We start from the raw sequence: 11,480 nt of genomic DNA, 5'->3' as shown, positions 1-11,480 counted from the left end.
GTCGTCTGGCGCCAGAACATGGACGATTAAAGGATCTTCAAAGGGCCTTTGTTTGTAGGCAAAAACGGCCTCCAAGGCGGCATCCTGGTCGATGGCGGCCGCCAAACCATAGACAGTTTCTGTAGGCATTCCGACAAGTTGACCCGCACGCAACGCACGGGCAGCAGCCTGAATGGCGTCTTGGGTGGACTGCGTGATATGAGGGGAACCTGTCATAACGTTGATCCTCGGTCTTCCACGTTTAAAGAACCTCACAGATGCCATGTCTGTAAAGAATTCACAAGGACGCGGTTACCGGAATGCCCGCCGACGTCCTCTCTTTGTCAAAGGATTAGCCAGGTTAGCGAAAACCCCTGCCTGAGTCCAAAAGGTCGCGCCTAAAAAAATCGTAAATGTGCTTTTTTACTCAATTTTTTTGTGAAAAAGCCGATACGTGTGCTATTCATTTGAGGAACTGAGGAGGACTTATGCCTATCGGGACTATGGAAATGTGCATGATTGCTGGCGTCGTGGTATTGCTGTTCGGCACGAGCAAACTTCCTAAACTCGGCCAAAACCTGGGCGAAGGAATTCGTAACTTCAAACGCTCCATGGCTGACAGTGAGCGTGAAGCTCTTAAAGAACAATCGAAATTGCCAGAAGGCAAAGTTTAATGAACTGCTCCACCCAATCCTCACAAGCCCTGCGGGCTTGCTCCGGTATGGGATGGAGTTTCGTGTTTCACAGGAAAAGAGTTCTTCTCCTCCACACCTGAGGTCGGTTCCCGACCCGTGACAAAGCCTGTCAAAGCATAATTTAAAATGACAAGAGCCGCATTCACATCCCGATCAAGCACAAGGCCACATTTCTTGCAATCGTGGACCCGTTCTGAAAGCTGCTTTTTCAGGACAAAGCCACAGCCTGAACATGATTGTGAAGGCTTGATCTTTCTGGTCGGTACTTCGATATATGGAATACCAGCATCTGCCGCTTTGCATTCCAATAATTGGAAGAACTTTCCAGGGGAGGAGTCGAGAATGGAGCGATTAAGACCTCTCTTGTAGGCCCCGCCTGATGCGGTCATGCCTTTGATACTGAGGTTTTCAGTGGCAATAAGTCTTGCCATTTTAACGATTCCCGCACTGGTTTGGTGCAGAAAATCCTCCCGCTTCCAGGCGATTTTCTCATGGCAATTGGCCAGGATTCTCCTGGCTTTTCGCCTATTTTTAGAGCCCGTCTTCTTACGTGAAAGGTCCTGTTGTGCTGACTTGAGTGACTTCTCACGCCTTTTTAAATGACGCGGGTTTCTGATAGCAAGGACTTCCTTTTGCTCCGTCACCCCAGTCAAAAACTTCGCCGTTCCCCAATCAAGACCAAGACCGGTATCGCCACTGGCTCGGAACGGTCTTATTGTTTCGAAGGTGACCGACGCATACCATTTGTCATTTTTTCTGATGACTTCCATGGTTTTTGGCTGGCCTGGATTTCGACTCGTACGCTCTTCATCGACAAACCGGGCACGGCCCCTGGCCTGAAGCTGACCAATGCCGGATATTCGAATTGTACCGTTGACCTGATTTTCGCGCGGAAGAAACTTCCAGCCATCCCCATGGGCTGCATAACCCCAACCTTTGAAGCGATCAAAGGATTTGAATCGCGGGAATCCCGCTTTTGCTTTGCCTTCCCTGACTCTTTGAAAAAAGTTATCAAAGGCCCTATCAAGTCTTTTAAGTGTCACCTGCTCGGACTGAGCATTGAGTGCCTTGTACTCGGGAAATTCTGCCCTAAGCTGAGTCAGATCCTTGGCCTGCATTTTATAAGTGACGCTGATACCACGCCTTGAATACGCTTCCATCCGCTGCTCAAGTGCAGCGTTATAAAGTCTCTGATGAAGACGCAGGGTTTCGATCATCTGATTTTGCTGTTTTTGAGATGGATAAAGACGATAGGTTACTTTTCTCTTGATCGTTTCCATACCCTAAAGTATCACTTGGTTGCTATAAACAATCAAGGCTTAAATACCCTACATCATTGCATCTATGGCTTAAGTGCCTATCCGAAAACCTCTTGGACTGTTTTGGTTTAGTCACTGCAGTGCTCATTTAACTCAGCCTTGATCCCGACGGAACCATCTGCGCGTTAAATGGTTTGCGAACTGCGGCCCCCTTAAAAAACTTCCGACTACTGATAACTGAGTTGGATGACAATATTTGTGGCCACCCCTAAAACCTGCATTCTTTAGCGATATTTTTCTCCAATTTCTGATGGAATGCAGGTACCAATTGTGCACCAATACCTATTTTTTCTATTTGGCAATCTTCTACGGAGGTCTTTCGCTGGGAGAAAGTCGCAATCTTTTCAAGAATTAATTTATTCTTGTCTTCTAGAATAATTTGCGATGAAGTCGCATTGTGAACCCTGCTTTTATTTATCACTCCTGATCGCTGGCCAATCTCATCTTTTTCCGGTTGGAAAGCTCGCCACTCATGGTCGCCTCTATTCTGCCCTTAATAAATCCGTAGCGAAGGCTGTTGAAATCAAGGATGCCCTGAAGAAGGGCGTTGCACTCGCCTATGGTGGGCCTGGAACGATTCACTTTCACAAAGGGCTTCAGGATTCCTTTTTCAAGGAACTCACAGCTCCAAAAGCCAAATGGGTTAAAAAAGGGAGTAAAACCCAGCTTTCCTATGAAACGACTGCCGGGGTTGCTGATCACGCACGCGATTGCATGCGGTATGCCGATGCCGCGAGAGAGTTTATGAATCGAAATATTGACGCAATTTGCGATGGGCTGGAGGCTGCAGATTGAAGTCTTATGACGAGCAGCTTGCCAATGTCCAGCGGGCCATCCATGAAATAGAAACCAACGGCGCTGAGTGCGAAATTGAGGTGAACGGGAATCGGCGCCGGGTCAGGCGAGGTGATCTTGCGACTCTCTATAAGCGCGAAGCATGGCTGATCCGGGCCATCCATCGCGAAACCGGGTCTGGCTACACCCCAATCACTCCCATCTAGGAATCCCCTTTTGAGACAATTCGTATCCTCCGCGGGCGGTATCCTGGTGCCTTCCGATCTTTCGGGCCAGACTGCTGAACAGCCCCTATCGCAGCACGCCAGCTCTTAACCGGGCCGTTGCCTTCTCTGGCGACCCTAAGGGCACAATCGCGGGATCTCGACCGCAACGAGGCAATTGCCCGTGGCGCGACGGAAAACATAGTTGGCAATTTGGTCGGGGATGGACTCCGACCACAGGCAAAGCTCGACCACCAGTTTTTAGGGATCTCAGAAACTGCAGCACGTCGATTTGAGAAGACCGCCGAGAAGCTATACGAGCTCCATTGCCAATCGACCGACTCAGACTTTCGGCGGCTGAACCCTTTAGGGTTCGGAACCTGATAAAAAAGGCCAGGGTGCTTTACCCTGGCCCTAATGATAAGGGAAGTTGGGTTTTGCCTTAGCCCTTTAGGAATTCTGCTAACAGTCGAAACTCATAGATGACTTTCTGAGATTCAGAGGCAGGCTCTGATGAACCAAACACCGCCCACATTCCCTTGGGGAATGCGACAGGCAAGCACAAAACGGATTTAACCTCTGTGCCTGCTTTTGCCGCCGCGCTTTTCAAATTTTCCCGAAGTTCGACTGCGTTAGAACCAGCTTTCCAAAGCGTCGTGTTCGGAAGCTTCCATGCGGTTTCTTTGTGAACAAAGTAATCGAGGCACCCATGTTCCTCAATCATGATGCGTTTAACCTCACTGTGATGCGAGGTTATGTCATAAGTAATTAAAATATTTGACATTTTTAACTTTCTGGCAATACGAAACGCATTGCCTAATTCAATTGAATTTGCATTTAAGGTTATTTCATAAATTGTGCATGCCGTTCAGCGTTCGTACTGAGAAGGTGAATATTGGGGGAATTACATCTCCGAATATAAGTGCCGTGGGCAAGGTTGGGATGTACAGGCGCTTTACAGCTACCAAGGCTTATGGCTATAAGATCCCCGAGAAACGCGGAATGCCGGGCAGCGGACGGAACTCGCTTACCACTCAGCAATCTACTTGGTGAGCCTCTGAACCCGAAGTTTGTAGAGTGGCTCGCGAGTGTCCCCATCGAGTAGACCGAGTTAGGGCACTTTGTAATGGACTGTCTCCATTACAAGCCTCTGAAAACTTGAGACAAGTCCTGAATATTTGCAGTCATCGAAGGTCGTCCCAAAATTCTTAACCATCGTGCTCTAAGCTTTGAACCTGTAAGGACGATAGTCCTCCAATGGGAGGATCATATGGCCACACAATCCAAGAAGAGCAGACAAATTGTCCTCGGTCTTGTAGCTCCATCTGGCGCCAATTTAGAAAAATTTGAGGACTGCCTTAAGAGATCACTAAAAAAATTCAATATTTCAGCAAACGTCATCGACATTCTTGATCTGGTTCAGAAAATTTTTCCAAATGAAACTGGATCCAAAGATAAGATCGTTCGTATGGGTCAGAAAATGTCTCTTGGAACGAAGGTGAGGACCAAAGCAGCTGATGCGGCAATACTCGCGAAATATTCCGCAGCTCAGATCAATCGCGCTCGTGAAATAGGCGTTGAAGAGCGAGCGGTATTTGTCCTTCATCAGCTAAAGCATCCGGAAGAAGTCAGATTTCTGAGGAACGTATATGGCTCATTATTCTTCTTGATTGGCGTCAGCGAGAAACTTAAAAATCAAATCAGCTATCTTACAAACGGTGTACAAAGCAAAAATGAAGAAGCTCTTAAACTTATCGAACGAGATCAAGATGAATCAAATTCAGAACTTTTTAGCACCGACGATGCCACCCTCTTTGGCCAGCAAACTCGGGATACTTTTCAGATGGCTGACTTCTTGGTTGATGGTTCAGACGATGACAACAGCATCATTCAGGCACTTGAAAGATTTTTCGATGCCTTGCATGGTGCACCAAAAATTAGCCCATTCCAGTCCGAATATTATATGTTCCTTGCCCAAGCAAGCGCTCTCCGGTCAGGCGACCTCTCTCGACAAGTTGGTGCAGTTGTGGTTTCCCAACGCGGAGAAATTTGTGGGATTGGTGTAAACGATGTTCCCAGGTTCGGTGGCGGACAGTATTGGGCAGACGATGAATATGATCGCCGAGATTCTTGGCTTGGATTTGATGCGAACAAGAATCGGCTGAACTTTCTCTTGGACGATACTTTGAAGAAATTGCGACCACTTCTAAAGGAGAATGTTGATGATCAGGAATTTAAGCGCGCGATGAAGAAGTCATGCATCAACGACATAACTGAATATGGACGCCCTGTTCATGCAGAAATGTCGGCTGTTTTGGCCTGCTCTCGCACCGGGATTTCAACATTGAATGCATCGCTTTATTGTACAACTTATCCGTGTCATAATTGCGCGAAGCACATCATTGCTTCTGGTATTACGGAAGTATTCTACATCGAGCCTTATCCGAAAAGCATGGCATCCTCATTGCATCGAGACGCACTAATCGATGAAGTTTTGGAAATAGGTGGAAATCCTACCGTTTTGGGGAAACCAATTGAGCAGGAAAGCCAGGGAAGTTTAAGCCCTTTATCGGAATTTCTCCTACACGATTTCTTGATTTATTCTCTATGAAATTGGGCGTCGGCGATGCTATTAAAAGAAAGAAAGGTGATGAAGGCCAAGTTATTTCTTACAGCCCCACATCAGCACCTCTCAGGTTTAGTGCAACCTTGCAAGCGATAAGAGATGCAGAAGGAGATGCAGCCTTGGATACAGAAGCATTTGAACAAAAGATCAGAAATGAAGATATGAAATGACTGACGATATTTTCTGGGATCACCGTAATAGATTGGCTTTGTATGCTCGAATTCTGAAGAGCGGCACAGTGAAAGATCGTCAACGACTCTTTGAATCTTTGGTTCTAAAGCCAACTCGCAAATTGGAATGGCAGAAAAATACAGCCAATATTCGGCATCTAAATGAGCTTGACAGCGTCAAGCAGGATATTTGGAAAATCAGCCGAAGCTCGGCAAATCAGCCCACCTTATCGTAATATTCGAAGAGTAAAAATTCGATGCCATCTCCCAGCTTATTTCCGTTCGGCATGCTTCTATCTTGACAGTGTCGCGGCCCATTTTCATTTGGTCCATCAGCGGCATCAGTGGAGGCTCTGGTAGGATCTGGAAAGTGTCCTGGCCGTGGTCATGCCGGGGAGGAATTCAACTGGCTCTCCGCTTGCATCGAAGATCATCGATCTCGTTGGCAACGCCAGCTACCCTGAATCGAAGCGTGAACAGACTAAGTGTGGCTCCAATCAAGCCGAAGTGGAATAGGCCGCTCACCTCGCTTGGCTCGGATCACGGCAGCTCTGTTTCACCGCCAGCCAAACCCCTCTGATTCCTCGCTGGCTCGGGACGGATTACGACAGGAGTATTTGCCGACAATCCGATAGAGGGTTTGACTGAGGCAAGCCGGGTCCAGCCGGCTTCTCAGATTCCATCCAGAAAGCCGACAGCCGTTGGCAGATTTTCATCAATGAACAGGCACTTCATCAAGACTATCGCGAAGCTTTTGCAATTCCGCGATCGACAATTCATATTTGCGGCCACAGAATTCACAGCCGATTTCCGCCGTTTCCTTCTCTTCAATCATTTCATCCAAAGTGCCCGGACCCAGCAGCACAAGAGAGCGTTCCACGCGTTCGATACTGCATCCGCATTCATAATGCGGTTTATAAGGGTGCGTGATCTCTTCAAACTCAAAGTTGTCGAGATAGATATCGATCAGGTCTTCGGGAGTTGCGCCTCGCTGAAGTTTCTTGGCCGTGGATTCGAGCAGAGGCTGCAGATTTTCCAGCTTCTGAATCGTTTCCTCGGTGTAGCCAGGCATGAGTTCGATCAAATACCCGCCAGCGATTTCCACGCCTTTTTCCGCAGGTAGCGCGGCCAAGGAAACAATCGCCGGAATCTGATGCGATTGATTCAGATAATAGGCGATGTCATCACCAATCTCACCGGTATAAATTTCCACCGTGCCGCGCAGGGGCTCGCGTTCAAAGGGTCGCGATTGAATCACATCCAAACGTCCAGCCCCCAGACCTGCGCCCAGATTGGTGACGCCGGTGGGAAGTTCCGCGCTCCGATTCTCGCAATAAACCTTGGCTCCGCCTTCATACTGAGCCGAAGCAAAAATGCTTTTCAGAGGTCCTTCGCCAATGAAATGCAGCGCCGTGCCGAGCCGCTCTTTCATTTGACTCGCCATCAGGATCGCACCCGTAAGTGCCCGGGCCATCAGAGTCTTGGCCAGAGGCGAGGCTTCAAAATAACGAAACGCATCGTTCACAGTTTCGGTGCTGATAACTGTGGCGATGCGTATGGTACCGTCTTTGGATAGAAACTTTTTGAGGTCCGCCATGCTTTTTATCCCTGCATAAACGAATGAATTCTGCAGGGCATTCTTTATTTGAACTTCTGACGCTTGGCAAGGGGGATACCCAATCACGCCATCAAGGCAGTGTTACCTTCCGAATCTGCAGATCCCCGTTGCGCGATTCCTTGCCACGGACCGTGAAAATCAGCGTGTAATCTCCGGAACCTGGGAGTTCCCATTCCGTCGTGGCCGCCCGGCGGTTTTTGATTTCGCCTGCACTGACATACCAGCCGATTTTCACAGGCTCGCCCTGGGTATTCTGGAGGCTGCTCGAAATGGTGAGCTTCGTTTCACTGACATTCTCATTGGCCACGGGATAATCGATGCTGGAACCAAAGAGATGCTCGGTCGCACCCGCCACACCGGTATCTCGATACACGACGAAGTCCCCGGCCAGAGGCAGTTCCCGGGTTCCATCCGTCACGACCAAAGTATAGCGCAGACGCGCAAACCCTTCGGTGGCAAAGGCAGGCCAGGCAGCACTGAGTTCAACCGCGGTGGGCAGGTTAGCCTGCGCTGCGATAGTCACGTGCTGCAGTCCCGGGTATTCCGTCGGAGCCGGAGCCGCCACGGTCCAGTTGGTGATGGGCAGAGTCAAAGGCCTTGGCTCGGGCTCACCCGGCGTCAGCGTCAGCGCTCCCATGCCCGTGGGTCCTATGAAATGAAATTGCAGAGTCACCGTTCCACCCGCGACCGGCACAGGCCGTGTGGCGCCATCCAATGGCTGCTCGAAGTTGGTCACGCCGGGGGGTGGATTCACCAGGACCAGGATAGGCTTTAATTTATCGGCCGTTTCCGGCCTTGTTTTAGGTTCAGAGCAGGCCAGCAGCAGAGTCATCAGCCCTATCAGAGAAAGTGTTCGCATCAAAATTCTCCACTGATCTGGATATAAGGAATGGGAGGCAGACTCGACATTTCCTCTTTTTCCGAATAGTCGTAGTTATACTGCACGCTATCCACCCTGCGCCCCACACTCAGATAATCCACGCCGAACTGATATTTCAGCTTGTACGTATCATAGAGTGAATCATAGGTCGCAAAGAGGGCGATCGAATGCGAGACTGGAGCACGCGCGCTGTTCGGGTTGGAGTTGTCATAAATGGGCTGGTACTTGTCGAGGTTGCTGTTATAGATGGATCCCGTGACCGGCGTGTAAGGACTTTGGGTGTTGTACTTGAGTCGCGTTCCCAAATCCCAATAGGCACTGATTTTATACGAGCCCGCCAGGTTCAAAATGTGAGTCTGATCGTACTGACTCGTATACCAATCGTCCTCATCCGACTTTCTTTCTTCGGAAACCGACCAGGTGTAGGCCAGCCAACCAAAGAATTGTTCGGTCAGATTCCTGCGAATAAAAGCCTCGAAGCCATAACTGCGTCGGCTGCCGGTATCCTGATAGTTATTCGGGCCGCCCGAGACCACCAGGCGATAGGTCTTCTTATAAAAGGTTTGAAATTCGGTAATCCAGCGATCGGTCCATCGGGTTTCAAGGCCCAGCACGTAGTGATTGGCCCGCTCGTAACCGATATCGGGATCACCAAAATCCTCGTTCGTTTCCTGCGGCTCAGGCGCGATGGAATACTGTCCTGTCGCAGCTTTGATCGTATTGTTGGCATCGATGGGGTAACGAGCGGCAAGCCTTGGATCCACGCCGACCTCGTCCACAAATCCCGTTTTGAAGACTCGCACGCCGGGCGTGTACACGATGGGACCAGCCTGCAGGTCAAGACTGCTCCACGCCGCGAAACTTGAAAAAGAAAAGGTCGAGTTCGCGGAAATGCGCGGCGCATCTTCGGGATCGTAGTAGGGATCATCCGTGGCGAAAGCCGGTGCCGTGATATCAAACTTGCCGACCGTATATTGCGGTGAAAAGCCTAAATAAAGATTTCGACCTTTATCCAGCCGTTTGGTGAATTCGGTCGGCATCTGAATTTCATTGCTGGTGATATAGACCTTGTCTTCCCCAAAGCCGATTTGAAACCGCGAGTAGGCATACTGCGGCGTGGTCCGATACCGCCAGCCTTCACCCAGATTGTGGTCGCGCTCCCAGCCGATCACCGCAAAGCGATTTTTAAAGCTGACGTCCACCTTGCCATCGACTTCGGTGCTGGAGTCGAAAGGCGCGGAAAGAGTCAGGCCATCCTCGCTGGCGATCACGGTCAGTTTATGATTGGTGGTCTCGCTCTTGGTTAGATAACGGGCGTAGGCGTCAGCAAACAGGGGAATCACTGTGATGTCGCTGTCGTCAGGCAGGACCATGGGCAGGATCGCCTCGATGGTACTTTTACGAACCGAGACCGCGATCGAACTTGTTTCGTCCAAGGGCCTCTCATGATAGATGCCCAAATAAAAAGGAACGTTGACCACAAATTCCGTGCGGGGATTTTCCGGCAAGGTATCCTTGGAACGCAGCACGATAATGCCGCCGGTGGCATCCCCATACTGCGCACCAAAACCGCCGGAATTAAAATCCACATCGGTCAGCTGTTGCGCGGGCACGACACTCAGGTTCTGCACCTGATGAAAAATACTGGGAACGAGAATATCATCGACGAAGTAACGACTATCATTCGGGCCTGAACCGCGGATGACGACTTCGGTACGTCCGGGACTGCTCTGCACACCGGGCAGCAGCTGAGCGATCTGGGCCGGATCACCGCCGGGCGCGATGCGCGATGTTTCCTGAACGGTCACGGTTTTGCGTGAGGTTTCCGGACGGCGCTGACCCGTAATCACAACTTCGCTGTCGTCGGGTTTGCCAGGCGGCAAATATACGCTATAACTGGACTTGCCGCGCAGATCTTTGAAATCAATAAAGACGGCTTCGTAGCCTTGACGTAAAACCTGGATCGATCCCTCGCGGCCAGGAACGTCCAACTCCAATGTGCCGTCGGGTCCTGTCGCCAGAATTTCCTGGCCGACGCGAATTTCAGCTCGTTTCAGAATCCGCCCGGATCCCTTGGCCATCACCTTCAAGCGGACTTTGGTCACCGCCGAAGGAGCGGGAGTGGTCACCACCGGTGACGGTGGCGGCTCCTCAGTTTGGGACACTGCCTGGACCGCCGCTGCACAGCAGCACAGAAGTGTCATGTTTTGCATTTTTTTTAAGCTGATCATCAACATGAGGACGCCTCATTGCTTTCCGTTATACTCGGATCCCGATCACCTGAGGTATTATAGGGACGCGGCCGCTCCGGTCAAGTCAACACCGGGCTTTCATAAAATAGGATCGTGCATGGACATCTTGCGACGAACAGGTTTTTCCATCTCCCTCGGCATCTGGGGTGCATCTTTGGTTTTGCACCTTATGTTTTTCTCCGTCGTCCAGTATATCCCTCGTCCCGAACCCGCGCGCACCTACACCAAGGTCGCGGTCAACGTCGTCGAAAAGCCAAAGCCCGTGGAAGCGGCCCCGCCCACGCCCGAACCCAAGCCGACCGAAGCCCCCAAACCGAAACCCGCGCCGCAGCCCAAAGCCACGCCAGCGGTCAAGACCGCGGACAATACGCCCCCACCCCAACCGGTGATGGGACTGAGCAAGGAATCGTTTGTGGAAGGCGGCAAAGGTTCATTCAGTGCACCGGCCGGCAATACCACCATGGTGCCCGACGAGGGCAAACGTCTTTCACCCGAAGAGATTAGAAAGCTCGATCGTGATTTAAGTGCCGACGCGAAATTGATCAACGGCAGTTTCATCGAGCCAGAATACACACCCGAGGCCGAGGAAAATGCTTTGGAAGGTTCGTTCGTAGTGGAAGTCTACGTCGATACCCAGGGCAAAGTCGTCGAGGCGGAACTCAGAAAAAAAATCGGCTTCGGCATGGATGAACGAGTCTTGAATGCCGCGCGCAATGCCCGCTTTTCTCCGCGTAAAAACCCTTTAGGACAACCGCTGGCAGGCTGGACCGAAGTTAAAATTCGTCTGAACCTGGAGTGAGGCGACGGATTCCCAAGTCGTATCGAGGGCCTGAAGGAGGAATTCACGATTCATAAGTAAGGCTCATCGATTTGCATCAATATCTCTGAAAACGAAAAAGCCTGAAGAACCTGAGATCAAAGCCCTCGTTCAGTTTTTGGAAAC

General features: G+C 50.4%; 15 protein-coding genes. 8 read left to right on the top strand and 7 right to left on the bottom strand.

Annotation, left to right across the window (positions count from 1 at the left end):
• Nucleotides 1-216 (bottom strand): L-threonylcarbamoyladenylate synthase (locus tag VE954_RS33245; protein WP_324961151.1); only part of this gene is annotated, 216 nt, incomplete at its 3' end.
• Nucleotides 217-467: 251 nt separating this feature from the next.
• On the opposite strand from VE954_RS33245, the gene VE954_RS33240 reads away from it, so the two are divergent.
• Nucleotides 468-653, top strand: coding sequence for a twin-arginine translocase TatA/TatE family subunit (locus VE954_RS33240; RefSeq protein WP_324961149.1), 186 nt, complete (start codon nucleotides 468-470; stop codon nucleotides 651-653).
• 20 nt (nucleotides 654-673) lie between these two features.
• Here the strand turns inward: VE954_RS33240 and VE954_RS33235 are convergent, their stop codons facing one another.
• Nucleotides 674-1,954 (bottom strand): transposase, encoded by a 1,281-nt coding sequence (locus VE954_RS33235; RefSeq protein ID WP_324961147.1) that lies wholly within the window; start codon nucleotides 1,952-1,954, stop codon nucleotides 674-676.
• A 423-nt stretch (nucleotides 1,955-2,377) separates the two neighbouring features.
• Here VE954_RS33235 and VE954_RS33230 point away from each other — a divergent pair, with 423 nt between their 5' ends.
• The 3 genes from VE954_RS33230 (at nucleotide 2,378) to VE954_RS44535 (ending at nucleotide 3,375) form a co-directional block, all read left to right on the top strand.
• Nucleotides 2,378-2,788 carry a terminase gpA endonuclease subunit gene (locus tag VE954_RS33230; protein WP_324961145.1) on the top strand — a complete coding sequence of 137 codons (411 nt, stop codon included), beginning with the start codon at nucleotides 2,378-2,380 and terminating at the stop codon, nucleotides 2,786-2,788.
• Entirely contained in the window at nucleotides 2,785-2,994 is a 210-nt protein-coding gene (locus VE954_RS33225; RefSeq protein ID WP_324961143.1) for a hypothetical protein, read from the top strand. Before VE954_RS33230 ends, VE954_RS33225 begins: the two co-directional genes overlap by 4 nt.
• Nucleotides 2,995-3,111: 117 nt before the next feature.
• Nucleotides 3,112-3,375 carry a phage portal protein gene (locus tag VE954_RS44535; protein WP_414699050.1) on the top strand — a complete coding sequence of 88 codons (264 nt, stop codon included), beginning with the start codon at nucleotides 3,112-3,114 and terminating at the stop codon, nucleotides 3,373-3,375.
• A 58-nt stretch (nucleotides 3,376-3,433) separates the two neighbouring features.
• On the opposite strand, the gene VE954_RS33220 is transcribed toward VE954_RS44535, so the two are convergent.
• Nucleotides 3,434-3,775 (bottom strand): hypothetical protein, encoded by a 342-nt coding sequence (locus VE954_RS33220; RefSeq protein ID WP_324961141.1) that lies wholly within the window; start codon nucleotides 3,773-3,775, stop codon nucleotides 3,434-3,436.
• Nucleotides 3,776-4,261: 486 nt separating this feature from the next.
• On the opposite strand from VE954_RS33220, the gene VE954_RS33215 reads away from it, so the two are divergent.
• Genes VE954_RS33215 through VE954_RS33205 form a run of 3 tightly spaced genes read left to right on the top strand, consistent with a single transcriptional unit; the run spans nucleotide 4,262 to nucleotide 6,023 of the window.
• The gene (locus VE954_RS33215) at nucleotides 4,262-5,602 is read left to right on the top strand and encodes a deaminase (RefSeq protein ID WP_324961139.1); all 1,341 of its coding nucleotides are present in this window, start codon (nucleotides 4,262-4,264) and stop codon (nucleotides 5,600-5,602) included.
• Nucleotides 5,599-5,787: a hypothetical protein gene (locus VE954_RS33210; RefSeq protein ID WP_324961136.1), complete on the top strand. Its 189-nt coding sequence runs from the start codon at nucleotides 5,599-5,601 to the stop codon at nucleotides 5,785-5,787. The genes VE954_RS33215 and VE954_RS33210 overlap by 4 nt, the downstream gene beginning before the upstream one ends.
• Nucleotides 5,784-6,023 (top strand): hypothetical protein, encoded by a 240-nt coding sequence (locus tag VE954_RS33205; protein WP_324961134.1) that lies wholly within the window; start codon nucleotides 5,784-5,786, stop codon nucleotides 6,021-6,023. Before VE954_RS33210 ends, VE954_RS33205 begins: the two co-directional genes overlap by 4 nt.
• Here the strand turns inward: VE954_RS33205 and VE954_RS44530 are convergent.
• The 4 genes from VE954_RS44530 to VE954_RS33190 form a co-directional block, all read right to left on the bottom strand.
• The gene (locus tag VE954_RS44530) at nucleotides 5,986-6,105 is read right to left on the bottom strand and encodes a DUF4113 domain-containing protein (RefSeq protein WP_414699051.1); all 120 of its coding nucleotides are present in this window, start codon (nucleotides 6,103-6,105) and stop codon (nucleotides 5,986-5,988) included. The genes VE954_RS33205 and VE954_RS44530 overlap by 38 nt on opposite strands.
• Nucleotides 6,106-6,502: 397 nt before the next feature.
• Nucleotides 6,503-7,384 (bottom strand): Hsp33 family molecular chaperone HslO, encoded by an 882-nt coding sequence (locus VE954_RS33200; protein ID WP_324961132.1) that lies wholly within the window; start codon nucleotides 7,382-7,384, stop codon nucleotides 6,503-6,505.
• A 91-nt stretch (nucleotides 7,385-7,475) separates the two neighbouring features.
• On the bottom strand, nucleotides 7,476-8,264 hold the full coding sequence (locus tag VE954_RS33195; protein ID WP_324961130.1) for a hypothetical protein: 789 nt from the start codon (nucleotides 8,262-8,264) through the stop codon (nucleotides 7,476-7,478).
• Complete coding sequence (locus VE954_RS33190; RefSeq protein WP_324961128.1) at nucleotides 8,264-10,522, bottom strand: TonB-dependent receptor plug domain-containing protein; 2,259 nt, start codon at nucleotides 10,520-10,522, stop codon at nucleotides 8,264-8,266. The genes VE954_RS33195 and VE954_RS33190 overlap by 1 nt, the downstream gene beginning before the upstream one ends.
• Before the next feature lie 112 nt (nucleotides 10,523-10,634).
• Here VE954_RS33190 and VE954_RS33185 point away from each other — a divergent pair, with 112 nt between their 5' ends.
• Nucleotides 10,635-11,336, top strand: a complete 702-nt coding sequence (locus VE954_RS33185) for an energy transducer TonB (protein ID WP_324961126.1) — start codon at nucleotides 10,635-10,637, stop codon at nucleotides 11,334-11,336.
• Nucleotides 11,337-11,480 lie beyond the last annotated feature (144 nt).

The sequence above is a fragment of the Oligoflexus sp. genome (assembly GCF_035638955.1).
Classification (GTDB): Bacteria; Bdellovibrionota_B; Oligoflexia; order Oligoflexales; family Oligoflexaceae; genus Oligoflexus.
This window is presented reverse-complemented; position numbering and strand designations above follow the sequence as displayed.

Excerpts from the sequence above, each read along its gene's own strand:
- VE954_RS33240 (WP_324961149.1), top strand. The coding sequence starts at position 468 with ATGCCTATCGGGACTATGGAAATGTGCATGATTGCTGGCGTCGTGGTA.
- VE954_RS33235 (WP_324961147.1), bottom strand. The coding sequence starts at position 1,954 with ATGGAAACGATCAAGAGAAAAGTAACCTATCGTCTTTATCCATCTCAA.
- VE954_RS33230 (WP_324961145.1), top strand. The coding sequence starts at position 2,378 with ATGAAGTCGCATTGTGAACCCTGCTTTTATTTATCACTCCTGATCGCT.
- VE954_RS33220 (WP_324961141.1), bottom strand. The coding sequence starts at position 3,775 with ATGTCAAATATTTTAATTACTTATGACATAACCTCGCATCACAGTGAG.
- VE954_RS33215 (WP_324961139.1), top strand. The coding sequence starts at position 4,262 with ATGGCCACACAATCCAAGAAGAGCAGACAAATTGTCCTCGGTCTTGTA.
- VE954_RS33210 (WP_324961136.1), top strand. The coding sequence starts at position 5,599 with ATGAAATTGGGCGTCGGCGATGCTATTAAAAGAAAGAAAGGTGATGAA.
- VE954_RS33205 (WP_324961134.1), top strand. The coding sequence starts at position 5,784 with ATGACTGACGATATTTTCTGGGATCACCGTAATAGATTGGCTTTGTAT.
- VE954_RS44530 (WP_414699051.1), bottom strand. The coding sequence starts at position 6,105 with ATGGGCCGCGACACTGTCAAGATAGAAGCATGCCGAACGGAAATAAGC.
- VE954_RS33200 (WP_324961132.1), bottom strand. The coding sequence starts at position 7,384 with ATGGCGGACCTCAAAAAGTTTCTATCCAAAGACGGTACCATACGCATC.
- VE954_RS33195 (WP_324961130.1), bottom strand. The coding sequence starts at position 8,264 with ATGCGAACACTTTCTCTGATAGGGCTGATGACTCTGCTGCTGGCCTGC.
- VE954_RS33190 (WP_324961128.1), bottom strand. The coding sequence starts at position 10,522 with ATGTTGATGATCAGCTTAAAAAAAATGCAAAACATGACACTTCTGTGC.
- VE954_RS33185 (WP_324961126.1), top strand. The coding sequence starts at position 10,635 with ATGGACATCTTGCGACGAACAGGTTTTTCCATCTCCCTCGGCATCTGG.